The sequence below is a fragment of the Alphaproteobacteria bacterium genome (genome assembly GCA_037146715.1).
Taxonomy (GTDB): domain Bacteria; phylum Pseudomonadota; class Alphaproteobacteria; order UBA7879; family UBA5542; genus JBAWWO01.
The window spans coordinates 1-18963 of sequence record JBAWWO010000014.1 but is presented as its reverse complement, the minus strand read 5'-3'; the positions used below and the strand labels follow the sequence as shown (position 1 = coordinate 18963).

Annotated in this window: 16 protein-coding genes; 10 read left to right on the top strand and 6 right to left on the bottom strand. The window is 43.2% G+C overall.

Annotated features, from left to right (window positions below; translation table 11 throughout):
* The first annotated feature begins 152 nt into the window (after window positions 1-152).
* Genes WCG05_04850 through WCG05_04840 form a run of 3 tightly spaced genes read left to right on the top strand, consistent with a single transcriptional unit; the run spans window position 153 to window position 4691 of the window.
* Complete coding sequence (locus WCG05_04850) at window positions 153-1157, top strand: phosphotransferase (protein ID MEI8321317.1); 1005 nt, start codon at window positions 153-155, stop codon at window positions 1155-1157.
* Window positions 1154-1873: a nucleotidyltransferase family protein gene (locus tag WCG05_04845; GenBank protein ID MEI8321316.1), complete on the top strand. Its 720-nt coding sequence runs from the start codon at window positions 1154-1156 to the stop codon at window positions 1871-1873. Before WCG05_04850 ends, WCG05_04845 begins: the two co-directional genes overlap by 4 nt.
* A 10-nt stretch (window positions 1874-1883) precedes the next feature.
* Window positions 1884-4691, top strand: coding sequence for a PD-(D/E)XK nuclease family protein (locus WCG05_04840; protein MEI8321315.1), 2808 nt, complete (start codon window positions 1884-1886; stop codon window positions 4689-4691).
* A gap of 62 nt (window positions 4692-4753) precedes the next feature.
* Here WCG05_04840 and WCG05_04835 read toward each other — a convergent pair whose 3' ends face one another.
* Window positions 4754-5878 (bottom strand): C1 family peptidase, encoded by a 1125-nt coding sequence (locus tag WCG05_04835; GenBank protein MEI8321314.1) that lies wholly within the window; start codon window positions 5876-5878, stop codon window positions 4754-4756.
* Window positions 5879-6034: 156 nt separating this feature from the next.
* Between WCG05_04835 and WCG05_04830 the strand changes: the two genes are divergently transcribed.
* Window positions 6035-6307, top strand: a complete 273-nt coding sequence (locus WCG05_04830) for a toxin (protein MEI8321313.1) — start codon at window positions 6035-6037, stop codon at window positions 6305-6307.
* A gap of 14 nt (window positions 6308-6321) precedes the next feature.
* Window positions 6322-6600 carry a CopG family antitoxin gene (locus WCG05_04825; protein ID MEI8321312.1) on the top strand — a complete coding sequence of 93 codons (279 nt, stop codon included), beginning with the start codon at window positions 6322-6324 and terminating at the stop codon, window positions 6598-6600.
* Here the strand turns inward: WCG05_04825 and prmC are convergent.
* The 4 genes from prmC to hisS are packed head-to-tail and all read right to left on the bottom strand — an operon-like array spanning window position 6597 to window position 10479.
* A complete protein-coding gene (gene prmC / locus WCG05_04820) occupies window positions 6597-7445 on the bottom strand; it encodes a peptide chain release factor N(5)-glutamine methyltransferase (GenBank protein ID MEI8321311.1) in 849 nt (282 codons plus the stop codon). The genes WCG05_04825 and prmC overlap by 4 nt on opposite strands.
* Window positions 7415-8173, bottom strand: coding sequence for a M15 family metallopeptidase (locus WCG05_04815; GenBank protein ID MEI8321310.1), 759 nt, complete (start codon window positions 8171-8173; stop codon window positions 7415-7417). Before WCG05_04815 ends, prmC begins: the two co-directional genes overlap by 31 nt.
* Window positions 8174-8176: 3 nt before the next feature.
* Window positions 8177-9250, bottom strand: a complete 1074-nt coding sequence (gene prfA / locus WCG05_04810; GenBank protein MEI8321309.1) for a peptide chain release factor 1 — start codon at window positions 9248-9250, stop codon at window positions 8177-8179.
* Window positions 9247-10479: a histidine--tRNA ligase gene (gene hisS / locus WCG05_04805; GenBank protein MEI8321308.1), complete on the bottom strand. Its 1233-nt coding sequence runs from the start codon at window positions 10477-10479 to the stop codon at window positions 9247-9249. The genes prfA and hisS overlap by 4 nt, the downstream gene beginning before the upstream one ends.
* A 148-nt stretch (window positions 10480-10627) precedes the next feature.
* Between hisS and WCG05_04800 the strand changes: the two genes are divergently transcribed.
* The 5 genes from WCG05_04800 to WCG05_04780 all read left to right on the top strand — a co-directional run bounded on the left by WCG05_04800 (window position 10628) and on the right by WCG05_04780 (window position 16912).
* Window positions 10628-12142 carry a Fic family protein gene (locus WCG05_04800; GenBank protein MEI8321307.1) on the top strand — a complete coding sequence of 505 codons (1515 nt, stop codon included), beginning with the start codon at window positions 10628-10630 and terminating at the stop codon, window positions 12140-12142.
* A gap of 39 nt (window positions 12143-12181) precedes the next feature.
* The gene (gene polA, locus WCG05_04795) at window positions 12182-14890 is read left to right on the top strand and encodes a DNA polymerase I (protein MEI8321306.1); all 2709 of its coding nucleotides are present in this window, start codon (window positions 12182-12184) and stop codon (window positions 14888-14890) included.
* Between the two features lie 49 nt (window positions 14891-14939).
* On the top strand, window positions 14940-15515 hold the full coding sequence (locus tag WCG05_04790) for a hypothetical protein (GenBank protein ID MEI8321305.1): 576 nt from the start codon (window positions 14940-14942) through the stop codon (window positions 15513-15515).
* 81 nt (window positions 15516-15596) lie between these two features.
* Window positions 15597-16607 carry a GTPase ObgE gene (obgE, locus tag WCG05_04785; protein ID MEI8321304.1) on the top strand — a complete coding sequence of 337 codons (1011 nt, stop codon included), beginning with the start codon at window positions 15597-15599 and terminating at the stop codon, window positions 16605-16607.
* Window positions 16604-16912: a DUF2312 domain-containing protein gene (locus tag WCG05_04780; GenBank protein ID MEI8321303.1), complete on the top strand. Its 309-nt coding sequence runs from the start codon at window positions 16604-16606 to the stop codon at window positions 16910-16912. Before obgE ends, WCG05_04780 begins: the two co-directional genes overlap by 4 nt.
* Before the next feature lie 42 nt (window positions 16913-16954).
* On the opposite strand, the gene WCG05_04775 is transcribed toward WCG05_04780, so the two are convergent.
* Window positions 16955-18963, bottom strand: a 2009-nt coding sequence (locus WCG05_04775) for an AAA family ATPase (GenBank protein MEI8321302.1), incomplete at its 5' end; no start/stop codon positions are given.

The following is an 18963-nucleotide window of genomic DNA, read 5'->3' as shown; positions in this document are numbered from 1 at the left end:
AGATGTACATGTCGAAACCTTCGACCCTGGTTTCACGCGAATTGCCCGCAAAATAATCCCCTTTCCCTCATCCCTGCGAGAATTTTTTGGGATTGATATAAGACAAAATGAAATTTTTGATATAAACTCAAAGAAAAAGAAATCAGGAACTTATGGAAAAGAAAATAGATAGGTCGCGCGAGCAAAAGGATTTTTTGGCCCTTCATGGCTGGGGGCACAAGCTTGTCACTCCCCTACGAGCAGATGCCTCAAAACGCACCTATTACCGACTGGGGTCTGAGGAGTCAGAAATGGCCATTCTGATGGACTGCCCCCCTGCCTATGATTCCGTTGTTCCTTTTGTCACTATTGCGACCATTTTGCATAACATGGGCTACTCAAGCCCAAAAATAATAGCTCAGGACCCTAAGCAGGGATTCCTAATCTTAGAAGACTTTGGTCATCTAACATTCACCAACTATTTAAAAGCAGCTACAGATGCAACCGCCCTATATGAGGCTGCTGTTGATGTATTGATTGATCTGCACAAGAAATGGGATCAAGTTCCGGCGGAAAAAGTACCCCCTTATAATTTAGAAAAATTTCTAACAGAGTCAGCCCTGTTTATTGATTGGTATTACCCCAAAATAATGGGCCATAAAATCTCAGAAAAGGCTGCCGAAGAATGGCAAAAAATCTGGACAGAATTGCTGAGCCCTCTGGCCCACAAGCCCTTTTTGGTTTTGCGCGATTATCACGTAGATAATCTGATGTGGTTACCCCATCGAAAAGATCTTGCGCGTTGCGGTCTGCTTGACTTTCAAGATGCTGCCTTGGGGCCCCGGTCTTACGATTTGGTGTCCTTGTTAGAAGATGCCCGTCTGGATGTTTCCCCTGCCTTACAACACCGTATGCTGCAAAGATATCTTGACGCGTTTCCGGAACTAGACCAAGATGAATTTTTACAAGAATATTATATCTTAGGGGCCCAAAGGAATTCTAAGATTATAGGGATTTTTAGCAGGCTTGCTTTCAGGGATCATAAAACGCATTATTTGTCGTTCATCCCCCGAGTATGGGCCCTGTTGGAAGGTGATTTAAAACACGCAAGCCTCCACAAGCTGAAAGATTGGTTTGACCACCATATCCCACGGGAAAACAGAAAGGTGCCAACATGAAAATAGAAACAGGAATGGTATTAGCTGCAGGAAAAGGCGAAAGACTTCGCCCTCTGACGGATGCATGCCCGAAACCCCTAATCGTTGTTGGAAGAAAATCTATGTTAGATCACGCCATTGACCATCTGAAACAGGTTGGCGTGAAAAAAGTGGTGGTGAATGTCTGCCATAATGGAGACATGATTATTGATCATTTAAAAAGCAGAAAAAGCCCCCAGATTGTTATTTCAAAGGAAGACGAACGTTTAGAAACTGGCGGGGGTGTTTTGAATGCCTTGTCTCATCTGAGCTCTGATTATTTCTTTGTCATTAATGGGGACATTTTGTGGTCTGATGCTGAAACTCCAACTTTGGAATTAATGGAAAAAGCTTGGAAACCTTCTATGGATGCCTTGTTACTGATGGTGCCCCTGAAGAATTCCTATGGGTACGATGGGGAAGGTGACTACGACATGAATTCAAAAGGGAAACTTTCTCGCCATCACGCGGCAGGCCATGCTGAATATGTCTATGGGGGCGTGCAAATTCTAAATGCCCGCCTTTTTGAGGGAGAAGAAGTAGGGCAATTTTCCCTGAACAAGCTGTATGACAAGGCTGAATCAAAAGGTACTTTATTTGGGCTAGAACATAAGGGGCTTTGGTTTCATGTGGGAACGCCAGAGGCCTTGATGGAAACGCGCGCCTGGTTTGAAGAGCATGAGTTAGACGCTCATTGATTAGAATCAGATGAATGTATCATCCATTCCCTTAGGGGTCCCCTTTCTGCCTACACTTGCTCGAGATCTTTTGAAACAGTACACACCCGCAGCTCTTGCAAAAGTTCTGATTTTTTTGCCCACACGTCGAGCATGCTGGGACTTTAGAGCTATTCTGATACAGGAAGCTGGCAAAAGAAACATGTTGTTACCTCGGGTTCTGCCCCTGGGAGAATTAGACGAAACTGAGATTTCCTTAAGCTCTCTCGACGGACTTAAGTTTATGGCTGATCTTGCGCCTGCTATTCCCCCTCAGAAAAAGATTTTAATTTTAGCCTCTTTAATTCAAAAGTTTCGGCCTATGCCCCATCGGGAAATTTCCTTTCAAGAGGCCACTTCCATGGCCTATTATTTAAGTCAGCTGATTGATGAGTTTCAAAATGAAGAAATTTCTTTAGACCAAATTGAACAACTGAACCCATCTGGCAAATCGGCAGATCACTGGGCAACTGTGCTGGAGTTTCTAAAAATACTCAGCCACCATTGGCCCAAGATTTTGGAAGAAAATAAAGAACTGGACCCTGTAGCCAAGCGCAATAAAATGATTCTTTTTCAGGCCACAGAATGGAAAAAAAATCCTCCTGATCATCCCATCATCATTGCCGGGTCCATGGGCACCATTCCTACCACCCAAAGCCTTATGAAAGTGGTGGCCCATTTGCCCAAAGGACAAGTCATTTTGCCAGGATTACAGAAAGATTTAGATGATGCAGTTCTGCCCCCCCATCACCCTCAATTTAGCCTATACGCTTTGTTATGTGCGCTGAATATAAAGTCTACAGATGTAAAAGATTTTATGATGGATCAAGATTCTGTCAAAAATAGGTCTATTCTTTTTTCTGAAATTTTCGAAGAAAATGCTCACAAAAATTATGGGGCGGTTACATCTCTTTTGGTTGATAATTTTTTCTATGCAGAATGTCAAAACCTACAAGAGGAAGTAGATCTGATCAGCCTGTACATTCGGGAAGGTTTGCATCAAAAAAAGAAAGTTGCTTGTATTACAGATAATAAAATCTTGGCCCAAAGAATTTCTATTGAATTGAAAAAGTGGAATATTCAGGTAAGTCCCTCTCAGAAAAAACCTTTTGCCGAAACCCTGTGGGGATCATTCCTGCGGCTAACGTCTGAATATTTTGCGTCTGAGTTTTCTTATCTGACCTTACTGGCTATTTTAAAGCACCCTTTAAGCGAACGGTTTCATGAAGATACCCTAAAGTTTGAAAAACACATTCTTAGAAATCCCCGATTGCAGGATAAGGAGCCCTTTAAAACATGCGGCATCTCTGATGATTTTGCAGCTCTGATAGATCAGTTATCTAAAAACCAGAGGGTTCACCATTCCTTGGCTTCTTATGTGATGGCCCAGGAACATTTAATCGTTCAGCTTTTAGGTATTTCCACACCCCTAGATATATTCTTAGAAACTGTGCCTGAGGGACCCTTTGTTCAAAACTTTTGGCGAAATTTAACTGCTTACGCCCAGTCTCAACAGATTGTCTTGGATGATTATGCATCTTTCTTTCAGATTTTTATCGAGCACTTAACAGTTACCACGCCTTCCTCCGGCGACAGTCCCTTCCAGATTCTAACGCCTTTAGAGGCCCGATTTATAACAGTTGATCGATTAATTCTAGCAAGTATGAATGAGGGCGTCTGGCCGTCTATTGTTCCCCCAGATCCTTTTTTTGGCATGGCTATGCGACAAAGTATTGGGTTGCCATCTCCTGAAAAACGAAAGGGGCAAAGCGCCCATGACTTTTTGCAACTCTGCAATACGCGGGAAATTTTAATTAGCCGCTCTGTAATGGCTGAGGGTTCCCCCACGCTGCCTTCTCCTTTCTTGACTTTGTTACTGTCCTATTTGAAAGAAAAGGGCCAAAAACTTTCCTCTCCAACCACACTGATAAATTGGAATCATCAACTTGCTCAAGCCCCCAAAAACAAGTCAGCGGCCCGACGCCCCATTCCCTGCCCCCCTGTGGCGGCCCGACCTCAAAGCTTATCCGTAACAGATATTGAAGCTTTGATCCGTGACCCCTATAGCATCTACGCAAAGCATGTTTTAAAGCTGCAACCCTTAAAATCTTTAACAGTCCCTACAGAGGCCTTAGACTTTGGTGTTTTAGTGCATAAGTTTATGGAGGTTTGGGTTCAAAACGGTAGCTACTTATTGCCCCATGAGGCTTATCGACTTTTTCAAACTCAAGGTCCCCGTTTTTTTGATCCTATTTTTCAAAGTTCCCCCTATAAGACTTTCTGGTGGTCTAAGTTTAAAAAGATTATAGAATGGGTGGGAACACTATCCCCCGATTATTTTGGGCAACCAATTTTCACTGAGGTCTGGGGGCAAGTAGATTTTGAAGGATTCACCCTGTTTGCCAAAGCAGATCGCATTGATATTAATGCAAAGGGGGCTCTATTGATTGACTATAAAACGGGTCGTCCTCCAACCGATATGGAAATGGAGAAAAGGGGATCTGTTCAGTTGCCTCTAGAAGCCGTTATCTTGAAATATGGACACTTTTCTAAAGTCACCAAAAATCCAACAGGTCTATCTTTTTGGGATCTGGGCACGGCTGAGGGAGGAGATATCCGGTTTTATAAGGGAGATTTAGAAACTCTGATTCAAGAAACTTATAAAGGCATTCAAGAGTTGGTGCGTCTATATGCCCAACCAGAAACCCCCTATGTGGCCCTTGCCATGCCCGATAATTACACCCATTCCTATGGCCACCTTTCCCGGGTTCAGGAATGGAAACGGCACCCGCGGGAGTAATAAAAAAAGGGCCCCTGATTTCTCAGAGACCCCTTAAGTTAAAAGTAAAGTTTAAGTTTCTATTAGAGCTTTACTTGAAGCGCCCCAATTTGCGTTTGAAGAGCCGCTAAACTTGCAGCTATTTTTCCTTCTTGTGTTTGCAAAGCAGTTATTGCTGTTGACAGAGAAGAAATTGCACTCATCACATTAACGTGCCCAGCTTGCAAATCTGCTAATGTTGCCTGCATTTGCGCAGCCTGATTGGCAGGTGTAGGCGTTGATGAAATGGCCCCCACCTTTGTAATGGCCCAGAAATCACTTGCCAAATTAGGATTAGTCAAATAAGCATAAGGAATCTTACAGTACCCTTGTAAACCCCATCCAGAACCCCAAGAGTTACGAACCCAGAAAGTTGATGATGCATCATCATACCCGGCCAGAACAACAGCGTGTCCTCCCAAATATTGTTCTTTGCTAGGAGTAGGAATTGGAACAATCCCAGTTGTTGCAACAATTTGGCTTTCAAAAGAACTATAGACTTGGAATCCAAAAACAACGGGAAATCCAGACGCTAAAACACTTTTAAGAGCAGAAACATCCGTATTGTTAATGTTCGTTAAACCCTTATCAAGATCAGCAAAGTTTTTTGCATCTGCATAAGCTATTGAAGTAGGTTTCTTTGTAAATTGCGTCCCTTGATCGCTATAGGCCCAATCTGTGGATGGACAGACTCCAATAGTACATAGACATTTAATAGCATCTGCAACACTTGCCCCAGCATCCTGATTCACTGTTCCTTCAAGAGCCCGTGAGTTCCAATACTGAAAAAGTTCAGAGAATTCTGCTGGAAGCCCAGCAAGCTGTTCTTTTAAAGCGACAAATTGCAAAGCTCCTGTTGATGAAAAGGCTGTACAAGAGCCCAATTGACCTTGATCCCGAATGGGCCCAAAACCAGATCTTAAGTCAATGGATGCTGGCAAAGATGACGCTACAGGGGAGCTTTTAAGATATGCCACATCATACTTGCTATGAAGCCAGTTATGACTGGCCAGATGACCATCCCTTGAAAATTTTAGCTTATATGCTCTTTTGACGGGACCAGCAGCGCCTCCTGCGTGATCTGCATCCGTTGCAGCTGCCCCAAAAGATGAGGGGATACTTACTGATAACGCTAATAAAAGTAATGAAAATTTTAAATATCTTAACATGTTAATTCCTCCTGATTGTTAGACTTAATTTTTTTTATTATATATAAACCCTAACAAAGGATTTTTTTAAGCGCAATACTTAATCGTTATTGGTTGGAAAATTATTTAGAAAAGGGATTTTTTGATAAAACGCATCCATTTTATTAGATTAAGCATATGCACAATAAGATTACTTACAACTTTGATCCGGAAAAAAACAGAAAACTTATTGAAGTAAGACGAATTAGTTTTGAGAAAATTATCTCTGCATTAGATACTAGAGGGGCGCTTGATGTGCTCATGAATCCAAACTATGCACATCAAAAAATGTATGTAGTTGAGCTTCATGACTATATTTATTTGGCCCCTTTTGTAGAAGAAAGAAATTACATATTTCTTAAAAAAGCTTACCCAAGCAGAAAAGCAGAGAAAATCTACTTAATTGACTGAAAGGAAAGAACAAAATGACAAAAAGAAAGAACCCTGTATTTAATTTGGACGCGGAAGAAAAAATCTTGTCAGATTCTTTTGATCAAGGAGAATGGAAAAGTGTACAGAATTTGGAAGCGCAAAAAATTAAGGTCCAAGAAGCCGCAGCTAATTACTTACGAAAAGGCGCCAGAATTAACATTAGAATTTCTGCCGTAGATTTAAATCATCTAAAACAAAAAGCTGCTTATGAAGGCTTACCCTACCAAACTTTCATTGCAAGCATCTTACACAAAGTGGCTGCAGGCCATTAGTTTTGCTCTACCACAACACAGCGATCCTTATGGGCTAAGTCTTGATATACACAAGGCTGCTGAAACCCTGCGTCCTGCAAAATTTTAAGTACGTCATCCTTTTGGGTAGATCCTATCTCTAAAACCAAAATACCGTTTTGTGTTAAAAAATCAGGGGCCTGTGGAATGATGACTTCATAGGCTTCAAGACCCCGATCCCCCGACGTCAGGGCCCCAATAGGGTCATAATTCTTCACGATAAAATCCAGGTCCTTGTACTCGTCCCTCGCAATATAGGGGGGATTTGAAATGATCACATCAAAAGCGCTTGTAACACCCTTAAACCAAGACCCATGATGCAATATCAAACGGTCTGACACCTGATGGGCTTCAGCATTTTTTTCGGCTATTTTAAGGGCTCCCTCATTATAATCCACTGCAACACCTGAAGCTTGGGGATATTCTTTAAGCAGGCTAATCATCAAACACCCAGTTCCCGTTCCCAAATCCAAAATGCGTAAGGGAGCTTGTCGGTCTGATTTATGATCAAGCACTGCCTCAATCAGGGTTTCACTATCCTGCCGAGGATCTAAAGTATCTTTTGATAACTGAAACTTCAGACTCCAAAACTCCCGATATCCCAAAATACGGCTTAAGGGCGCGCCTTGACGGAACTCATTTGCTTTTAAGCGCAAAGATTCTGCCTGGGATTCGGGGATTTCAAAATTGGGATGGGCCATTAAAAATTCTTGGGTAAGCCCAAGATGATCTGCAATAAGGCGTTTTAAGTGCGGCCGATTCAGGTCTTTGTAATGGTGTAGAAATTCAGAAAGAGTCATTGGCCATGGTGGGCTAAAATTTGCCACACATGCGAGGGGGATTTTTTATATTCCTCAATAAAATTTATGGTGTTCAAATTTTCGTGGCACGTCACATACTGATCAAAAAATCTCTGCCCCTCTTCATAAGAAAGAACGGCCAAAAATTCCGTAATATTCCGAAAAACTTCAAAATGGTGCAAATCTATGGGCGTATCCCAATCACCGCCCCAATTTCTGAAACCATTTTGGTGAAAAAGGTTCACAATGGGTTCAACCATGCCCGGTTTAAAATTCAAACGGTTCATAAAGTGCCAACCTTCTGTGGGCCAAACCTCAACAACTGAACATTTTTTATCAGGATGTTTCTGCCCACTTTTTACAAAGGGGTTCTGAATAGGATTCACATCAATGGCCACCCCATAGGAATGGATCGACAGTTTAGACATTCCAGCAATCGAGCGGAAGTTAAAGGCTGATGTGTTATTTTCGTCCATGGACGTATCATCATCCCCATTCCACACATGAATGGGAACAATAGAATGAATTGGAAATCTTTTCTTAAACAGTTCTTGGAAGATTTTTTCAACGTAAGGTGCAACAACATCCAGAACCACCAGGGATCCTTTTTCCACCTGATTGTCAAAAGTGCAGTGGCTCACAAAAACTTCCCGCAAACGCTCTAAGGCAATGGGGCAGTTTTCTTTCCACACGCCGGTTTCCATCATGGCTTTTGTTATAGGGCCGCTTAGTTCTGCTACTTTAAAGTCACTCATTTTTTATTCCAAAGAGGCTAATTTCTCGGCTTGATCTTCTGCAATCAACGGTTCAATAATTTCGTCAAGAGCTTCCCCATTCATAACCTGATCAATCTTATACAAGGTCAAGTTAATGCGGTGATCTGTCACACGGCCTTGGGGAAAGTTATAAGTTCGAATCCGCTCTGATCGATCTCCTGTCCCGATTTGGCTTTTACGGTTGCTTGAGCGTTCTAATAACAGTTTTTCCCGCTCTTGCTCATAAAGGCGGGAACGCAAAATTTTTAAGGCTTTTGCCTTGTTCTTGTGTTGAGATTTTTCATCCTGCTGTTGCACAACAAGCCCTGTGGGCAAATGGGTAATCCGCACAGCACTGTCTGTAGTGTTAACTGATTGGCCACCGGGTCCGCTTGATCTGAACACATCAATCCGCAGATCTTTATCTTCAATCTTAATATCCACCTCTTCTGCCTCAGGTAGGACGGCAACGGTTGCTGCTGAGGTATGAACGCGCCCCTGGGTTTCTGTTTCAGGCACCCGCTGAACCCGGTGAACGCCTGATTCAAACTTTAATTTCGCGAATACATTGCGCCCAATAATGGATGCACTGGCTTCCTTAACGCCCCCTAGGTCCGTTTCGTTCAGAGTTAAAATCTCACACTTCCATCCTTGAACTTCAGCGTAGCGCTGGTACATGCGAAATAAAGCTGCCCCGAAAAGAGCTGCTTCATCCCCACCCGTACCGGCTCGAATTTCAATGATGGCGTTTTTTTCGTCTGCTTCATCTTTAGGGAGCAGCAACACTTGAATCTGCTTTTCAAAATTGGGAATTTTGTCCCTAAGCTGAAAAAGATCCTGCTCGATCAATTTTTTCATTTCAAGTTCTAAGGCTGGATCCTTTAACATTTCTTCCAGGTCTCGTTGTTCTTGTTGGGCTTGCAGATAGTCAACGCCCAATGCAGCAACGGGTTGAACTTCTGCTAATTCCTTAGAATACTTTACAAACTGTTCAGCAGGCAAAACGCCTTCAGACAACAGTTTTTCTAGGTTGTCTTTATGGGCTATGATTTTTTCTAACTTTAAACTTAAACTCATGACGCTTTAATAAAACTTTCTACATTTTCCAGGGGAACCGTTGTTTGATCCCCAGAATCCAGGTCTTTTACTGTAACCGTGTTTTGTTTTAGTTCATCATCCCCGAAAATGAAAGCCCATTTTGCATTTAATCTGTTAGCCCGTTTCATGCGGGATTTCAAAGATCCTTCCCAGGCCAGGTCTACAGCCATTTGTTTCGATCTCAAATCAAAAAGCATCTTGAAAGCTTGTTCTTGAGCCACATCCCCTAGGGGAATTAAACTGATAGGCCGCACCACTGCTATAGCTTGCTCTGCAAGCATAGCGAGTCGTTCGATGCCTGCCGCCCAACCGACTGAAGGTAGAGAAGGTCCCCCTAGTTTCTGAGACAGGCCGTTATATCGCCCCCCTGCCAAAACCGCATTTTGAGACCCTAAAAGCGTTGTCGTAAATTCAAAGGCCGTATGGCAATAGTAATCCAATCCCCGCACAAGTCGATCATTAAGATGATAGGGCACGTTGATTTTTTCAAGCCCTTCTTGCACCGCTTCAAAAAACTTTAAAGAATCTGAGGTCAGAAATTTTTTCATTTTAGGCGCTTCCCCCACAAACTCCTGGTCTTGAGGATCTTTAGAATCCAAAATTCTCAAAGGATTTTTCTGCAAGCGAATTTGACTTTCTAAAGAAAGTTCTTTTTCATGTTTTTGAAAATATTTGACCAAAGCTTCTCTGTAAAGATTCCGACTTTCTTCATCCCCCAGGGTATTTAATTCCAACTGTACAGATTGTTCTAAACCCAGAGTCTTCAGAATTTGCCACCCAAGCATAATGGTCTCTACATCCGCACAAGGGTTAGCGTCCCCAATAGTTTCAACACCAATTTGGTGGAATTGCCGGGTGCGGCCCTTTTGCGGGCGTTCATACCGAAACATAGGTCCACTGTAAAAGAACTTTAGCGGATTTCCCTGGTATAAATTGTTCGACAAAACTGCCCGCATAACGCCAGCCGTGCCCTCAGGACGCAAGGCTAATAAATCTCCATGGCGATCCATAAGCGTGAACATTTCTTTCGTCACAACGTCTGATGTTTCCCCCAAAGTATGCAAGAACACCCCTGCATATTCAAAGATAGGTGTGTCAATTTGTTGAAAACCATATAAACCCGCCGTACGGCAAGCAGCATCAATCACTGCTTTGTGTTCAGCAAATAAAGAAGGTAACAGGTCGTAAGTTCCGCGAAATGGTTGCATAATTTAATCCTGCCCTAGGATAGATGAAATCTAGCCAATGGAAAAGCAATTTTTTTGTACAAGAAACTTGGCCTTAACCCCAAAAATGTCTCATTTTTCTCTTCTTAAATGGCAAAAAGTCTCGTATAGTGAATAAAAGGAGTTCTTAATGGCTAAAATGTCTCTTTCAGAGTTACCAGAAATTTTGGTTTCAAGCTCGTCACTGACTAAGACCATATCGCGCTATGTAAAGGAAGGAAAGCTCAGAAAGCTCGCCTCTCGTCTTTATACTAAAAATTTGAAAGATTCTCCAGAGATCATCATCAAACGAAACCTCTGGATCATTGTAGGTGCTTATTTCCCAGGCGCCCTAATTGCCGATCGCACGGCTCTTGAAAACAAACCAACCGTTGAGGGGCAAGTGTTTCTGGTGGCCCTGCAGAACAATGAAATCAAGCTGCCTGGAATCGTTTTATGTTCTCGCAAAGGACCGGCTGCCCTACCAAGCGATCGACCTTTTATAGGGGGATTGTTTTTATCTTCATCCGCTCGAGCATTTTTAGAAAATGTAAAACCTTCAAGAGCACGTCAACAGGCTATTCCCCGGACTCTTTCTAAAAAAGAACTAGAAGAAAAACTAGAAGAGTTATTAAGAACTCGCGGAATAGAAGCTTTAAATAGTTTGCGAGAGGAAGCCCTGAAAATATCGAAAACTCTTGAATTAGAAAAAGAATACAAAATTTTGGATGGGCTTATTGGAACGCTTCTTGGAACAAAATCTGAAAATCTAAAAAGTTTATCGGGTCTATCTCGGCAAGCTGGCTTTGCTTATGACCCCAGGCGATTGCATCTTTTTTCTCATCTCAGAGCTTCTCTTGCAACAATTGCTCCTATTTCTCGACTTTCCCCTCATTTATCATCAGAAGAGCTGGTGAACTTAAGTTTTTTTGAAGCCTACTTTTCTAATTTTATAGAGGGAACTGAGTTTGAGGTGAATGAGGCTGTTGACATTATTTTTAAGGGCAAAATACCTTTAGGGCGCCCCGCAGATGCTCATGATATCTTGGGAACTTTTAAAATTGTTTCGAATACAGCGGACATGAGCCATATTCCGCACCATTTTGAGGATTTAGTAGATATTCTTAAAATACGGCATGCTCTTATTATGGAGGGACGCCCTGATAAGATTCCCGGAAAGTTTAAAGAAATTTCCAATAGGGCGGGCAGCACAACATTTGTAGCTCCTGACCTTGTGTTAGGGACCTTAAAGAAAGGGTTTGAGATTTATCAGTCTTTGGACTGTCCTCTTCATAGGGCTATTTTTATGATGTTTTTGATTTCAGAAGTTCATCCCTTTACAGATGGCAATGGACGTCTTGCAAGAGTAATGATGAACGCGGAACTTATTAGCAAATCTGAACAGCGTATTATTATTCCAACGGTTTATAGAAATAATTATCTCAGCGCTTTGAGGGCTCTTTCCTTAAATGAAATAGCAGAGCCTATTATTCGTGTTTTAGATTTTGCCCAAAAATATACGTTAAGTCTTAATTATAAAAATTTTGATAACCTTAAATTGCTTTTAGAAAAAACTCATGCATTTTTAGATCCCAATGAAGCTGAAGCAAGTGGGATAAGGTTAGTATTGTCTGCTGGGAATATAAGCTTAGAAACAAATCGTTAATCTCTGGAAATAGCATTACAGACTATGCTATAAAAAATCATGGCTTCCAAAGAAAGACTTTATCTGATTGACGGTTCTGGGTTTATTTTCAGGGCTTACTATGCCTTGCCGCCATTGAACCGACCAGATGGCACGCCTGTTGGCGCTGTGCTTGGTTTTTGTAACATGATGGTAAAGCTTCTGAACGAAATGAATGCCCAGCATATTGCTATCGTGTTTGATGCTGCACGCAAGACTTTTCGGAATGATATTTACCCAGCCTATAAGGCCAATCGTTCGGAAACCCCCGAAGATTTAATCCCCCAATTTAAAATCATTCGACACGCCTGCCAGGCCTTTGGAGTCCCTTTTCTTGAAGAACAAGGGTTCGAAGCGGATGACGTTATTGCCACCTATATGGACAAGGCCCTGGCCAACCACATGGAGGTCACTATTGTGTCGTCTGACAAAGACTTGATGCAGCTGATCCAGAAAGATGTGAAACTATTTGACCCCTTGAAAAGTATTTTTATTGATGGGGAAAAGGTGCAGGAAAAATTTGGGGTGCCTCCCGAGCAAGTCATTGATGTACAGGCTCTTGCGGGGGATACTTCAGACAACATTCCCGGGGTTCCAGGCATTGGTGTCAAAACAGCGGCCCAGCTGATTCAAGAATTCAAAACTCTGGAGAACCTTTTAAAAAATACAGATAAAATCCCCCAAGTTAAAAGACGCGAACTTTTAGAAACCCACGCAGACCTGGCCCGTATTTCAAAAAAATTAGTGACTCTGAACCACCATGCTCCTTTGGCAAAACCCTTGGGTGATCTTAAGCCCCATCTGGATCAAGAAACGCTCAGAACTTTCCTTCAGGAGCAGGGCTTTAAAACTTTGGAAAATAGGCTATTTGGAAAAAGCCATGCGCCTACTCCACACGCAGAATCTCACACAAAAAAGTATACAACGATTACAACTCTAGATGATCTTAAAGGATGGGTTAAAAAACTCTCTGCCCTCCCTATTATTGGTTTTGATACAGAGACGGATGACCTGAATGCTATGCGGGCTCAGCTTGTTGGCATGTCCTTTGCCGCAAAGGCGGGAGAGGCTTGTTACATCCCCCTACAGTCCATTAAGGACCCGGGAATGTTGTTTGATTTTTCATCCTCAAAAGGGTTAGACGTGAAAGATGTTTTGACCCTGGTAAAACCTTTGCTTGAAAACCCCACCATCCAAAAAGTAGGACACAATATAAAGTATGATAAACTAGTTTTGAAAAAGTATGCCCTTGAGGTCAAAGGATACCAAGATAGTATGCTGCTGTCTTATTTGTTGAATGATGGGCGACAGGGTTTAGATCTATTGGTGGAAGAACATTTTCATCATAAAATGACCACTTTTAAAGAATTAACAGGCTCTGGCAAAACGGCCATCAAATTTAATGAGGTTCCTTTGGATAAAGCCACAGTTTATGCGGCCGAGGATGCAGATTATACCTTGCGCCTATATCACTTGTTTTATCCCCAGTTGTCTTCTTCCCTGAAAAAGCTTTATGAAGAGATAGACCTGCCTTTGGTGGATACCTTGATCCACATGGAAGAAGCAGGCATTAAAATTGATGAACATCAGCTGCAATCTCTAGCCCACATGTTTGATAAAAAGCTGCATCAGCTGGAAAAAGAGATTTTCAAAATGGCGGGTACGGAATTTAATGTGGGGTCTCCTAAACAGCTGGGCGAAATCTTATTTGATAAGCTAAAATTAGGACAGGGAAAGAAATCAAAAACTGGGGCCTATGTGACCGATTCAGATACACTGGAAGACCTTTCTGGCGACCATCCTCTTCCCGAAAAAGTTTTGGAATGGCGACAGATTTCTAAACTAAAAAGCACTTATACGGAAACCTTGATCCGCCAGATTAACCCTAAAACGCACCGTATTCATACGTCTTATGGTATGGCGATTACCTCAACGGGGCGTTTGTCGTCCTCAGACCCAAATCTACAGAATATTCCCATACGATCAGAAGAAGGGCAAAAAATTCGACACTGTTTCGTGGCTGACAAAGGAAATAAACTTGTGTCCTTTGACTATTCGCAAATTGAACTCAGATTGCTGGCCCATTTCGCACATATCCCGTCTCTAGAGCAAGCTTTTAAAGAGGGTGTGGATATTCACGCCCTAACGGCCAGTCAGGTCTTTAACGTTCCCCTTAAAGACATTACGCCTGAGATCCGGAGCAAGGCAAAAGCCATCAACTTTGGTATCATTTATGGTATCAGCGCCTTTGGTTTGGCAAAACAACTGAAAATTGGCCGGGATCAAGCCAGTCAATATATTAAAATGTATCATGCCCAATACCCAGGTATTACAGAGTTTATGAAAAAGACCATCGATTTTGCGAAAGAGCATAACTACGTGGAAACCCTGTGGGGCCGTCATTGTTACGTGCCTAATATATCGTCAAAAAATGGATCTCTTAGGTCCTTTGCAGAACGACAAGCCATCAATGCGCCCCTGCAAGGGACTAATGCAGATTTGATCAAAAAAGCCATGATCCAAATTGATGAATGGCTTCGGGAAAAGAAACTGAAAACAAAAATGCTGCTGCAAGTTCATGACGAATTGATTTTTGAGGCCCCGGAATCTGAAGTAGATAAAATCCTGAAACCTATTGAATCTATCATGACTGGTGTTTGTAAACTCAAAGTTCCCCTTGTTGTGGGGATTGGCATTGGCGACAACTGGCAAGATACACATAAAAGTTGACAATTGAAATCTGAGAGCCTCTAATAAAAAGAAACGGGGGGACTTTATCATGAAAAATCTTTTTATCTTTCTTATTGCATTAGGCATTTGCAATGTGGGCTGGGCTGCAAAATCAAAAGCTATTTGCAAAATTGAAAAAACCTTCGGGTTATGCAAGAAAGCTTCTGTGTTTGAAAGATTAGACAAAGGAGGCTGTGTGAAGGCTGCTTCAAAATGCCGCGTGACTTTTTGTAAAGCAAACTGCTTTCATTCAAAACCTGAAAAAGAAAAATTGATAAAGCTATGTGCAACTGCCTGTAATCCTTCACAAAAAGATATGGGGCCTGCTTTTGGGGGCTTATTAGAAAGAGATGAGCGAAATGCCTATTGGGGATTCTACGGCACAAAAAGAAGTAAAAGAGAACAAGCTATTACAGATGAACGGAATAAAGAAGATTCCAGAATTCCCCAATGTGAAGATGAGTGCGACTATGACGCCGAAAACCCAAAGTGTGAGAGAGCCTCTACCAAAAAAGGAGCGCCGTGGGATGAGTGTCTAAAAAAGTGTGCCTTCATTCCGGATATTCGAAAACATGCTGAAAATTGCATGGCACGTGCGGCCAGAATGACGGATGATGTGGGTTAAAACAATCCAATCTGATTTTTATCTTGCTCTAATTCTATAAACTATTAAGATGCGCAGAGTTGTAGATTGTAGTGGATTGAATTGAAATTTTTAGACCAAGTTAAAATTTACCTGAAAAGTGGTGATGGCGGGAACGGATGTATCAGTTTCCGACGGGAGAAGTTCATCGAATTTGGGGGCCCCAACGGGGGGAATGGCGGTCGTGGTGGAGATGTCATTTTCACAGCTGTAGACAACCTGAACACCTTGATTGACTTTCGCTATCAACAGCATTTCCGGGCCGAGAGAGGCCACGACGGCATGGGCAAGAATCGCACAGGCAAAGATGGCGAGGATATGATCATTAAAGTCCCCGCCGGTACCCAAATTATGGCAGAAGACAAGGAAACTGTTTTGGCTGACTTAGAAAAAGCCGGCGATGTGTTTAAGATTGTCAAGGGCGGTAACGGAGGTTTTGGGAATGCGCACTTTAAGTCATCAGTCAACCAGGCCCCCAGACGCGCTAATCCGGGGCTTGAGGGTCCTGAAATCTGGGTATGGCTGCAACTGAAGCTGATCGCTGATGTGGGGCTTTTAGGGCTTCCTAATGCGGGAAAATCAACGTTCCTGGATACTATATCCCGGGCGCGGCCTAAGATTGCCAATTATCCCTTTACAACTTTGCATCCTCAGCTGGGCGTTGTTTTCTTAGACGATTATGAATTCATCGTGGCAGATTTGCCCGGTTTGATTGAGGGCGCCCACATGGGGGCTGGCCTTGGGACCCGATTTTTAAACCATGTAGAACGCTGTGCCGTTTTGCTGCATTTGATTGATGCGTCCCAAGAAGATGTGGTAAAAGCGTACACAACAATTCAAACGGAATTGAAGGAATATGGGCATAACCTGGCTGAAAAGCCTCAGGTTCTGGTTTTGAATAAGGCTGATCTTTTGACGGATGAAGAGCTTGAAGCCCAAAAGGAAAAGTTAAGGCCCTATACGAGCGGACCTATTTACCACATGTCAGCGGCCCTGAATGAGGGCTTGAAACCGGTTTTATATGAATTGTTACAGTATGTTCAACACCAGAAAAAGGAAAGGGATTCGAAATGACATATGTTGGCGGCCTTGCAAAGGAAAAACTAAAATCTTTGATTCAACGCATTGAAAGATTAGAAGAAGAAAAAGCCCAAACGGCAGAACATATCAAGGAAGTTTATGCGGAAGCCCGTCACGAGGGTTTTGACGTGATCATCATGCGCAAGGTTATTCGCTTGTCTAAGATGGATCACCAAAAGCGCCAAGAACAAGAAGAACTTATTGATCTTTATATGGATGCCCTTGGTTTGGTCGCGGCCCCTGCCAGCGCCAATGTTAACGAGCGGAAAGAATTAGAACCCATAAGCGAATTTAATTAGTAAGGTATAGGCCTCGGGTCAAGCCCAAAGAAGGCAAAAGGTTTACCCGATCTTCAGGCCCTTATCATTGGCCGTGATTTTGATGGTGGAGCCCTCATGAATTTTGCCCTCTAAAATCATCAGGGCCAGGGGGTTTTGAACGTACTGCTGAATGGTTCGTTTTAAAGGTCGGGCCCCATAGACCGGGTCATAGCCGTGGTTAGCCAGCCAGTCTTCCGCTTTTTTATCCAGGTCTAAAGTAATTTTTTTATCCCGCAATATCTTTTCCAAATGGGCCAGTTGAATCTTTACAATAGCCCCCATGTCTTGGCGCCCCAGGCGACTGAACAGCAAAATCTCATCCAAACGATTTAAAAATTCGGGGCGGAAAGCACTCTTCACAACGTCCATCACTTGGTTGCGGACTTTTTCTGGGGTTTCTCCATCGGGCAGATCAGCCAGGAAATCACTTCCCAGATTTGACGTTAAAATAATCAGCGTATTTTTGAAGTCAATCGTGCGCCCTTGACTATCTGTCAAGCGACCATCATCTAAGACTTGCAGCAGCACGTTAAACACATCTGGGTGGGCCTTTTCAACCTCATCAAACAAAATGACCTGATAGGGGCGTCGGCGGACGGCTTCGGTGAGGGCGCCACCTTCTTCGTACCCCACATAGCCGGGAGGAGCCCCCAACAGCCGGGAAACCGCATGTTTTTCCATATATTCCGACATATCAATGCGCAAAAGAGCATTTTCGTCATTGAATAAAAAGAAGGCCAAAGCCTTGGCCAATTCTGTTTTTCCAACGCCTGTAGGGCCAAGGAATAAAAAGGATCCCATAGGTCTGTTGGGGTCTTGCAGCCCTGCCCGAGACCTGCGCACTGCATTACTGACAGCAATCACAGCTTCCTTTTGGCCAATCACGCGGCCATGAAGGGTTTTTTCCATATTCACAAGCTTTTCTTTTTCCCCTTCGAGCATTTTATCAACGGGAATGCCTGTCCAGCGAGACACAACGGCCGCAATATCTTGCCGGGTAACTTCTTCCCGCAACAGGGGATGAGATTCCTGAGTCTGGGCTTTTTCCAGTTCTTTTTCCAAATTGGGGATGGTGGCGTATTTGAGTTCACCAGCCTTGCTGTAATTCCCCTGACGTTCCGCGTGCAAAAGATCTGTGCGGGCTTGCTCTAACTTTTCTTTCAGCTCTTGGGATTTGGCGAGTTTTTTCTTTTCCGCATGCCAGTGACTGGCCATGGCAGTTGCTTTTTCTTCCAAGTCTTTCAGATCATCTTCCAGCTTGATAAGACGGTCTTTTGAGGCAGAATCTTGCTCTTTCCTAAGGGCTTCCCGCTCAATTTTTAATTGCATAATCTTTCGGTCTAGTTCGTCCAATTCTTCGGGTTTTGAGTCTGCTTCCATCCGCAGGCGGCTGGCGGCTTCATCAATCAAGTCAATGGCTTTATCGGGCAAGAATCGGTCAGCAATATAGCGATCTGACAAGGTTGCGGCGGCAACAATCGCGGAATCTGTGATGCGCACTCCGTGATGGAGTTCATATTTTTCTTTAAGTCCCCGCAGAATAGAGATGGTTTCTTCTACTTTGGGTTCTGAGACGAATACGGGCTGAAAACGGCGGGCCAAGGCCGCATCTTTTTCGATATACTGGCGGTATTCATCCAGAGTGGTGGCACCAACGCAGTGGAGTTCCCCTCGGGCTAAGGCAGGTTTTAGCATGTTTGAGGCATCCATGGCGCCATCAGTCTTTCCAGCCCCTACCAGGGTGTGAAGTTCGTCAATGAATAGGATGATAGATCCTGCAGCGCTGGAAATTTCAGAAAGCACAGATTTTAGCCGTTCTTCAAATTCCCCCCGATATTTAGCGCCTGCAATCAAAGATCCCAGGTCCAGGGACATAAGCTTTTTGTCGCGCAAACTTTCTGGCACGTCTCCGTTGATAATGCGCAGGGCAAGCCCTTCAACAATGGCAGTTTTCCCCACCCCCGGTTCCCCAATCAACACGGGGTTGTTTTTGGTGCGGCGGGCCAGAACTTGGATGGTGCGGCGAATTT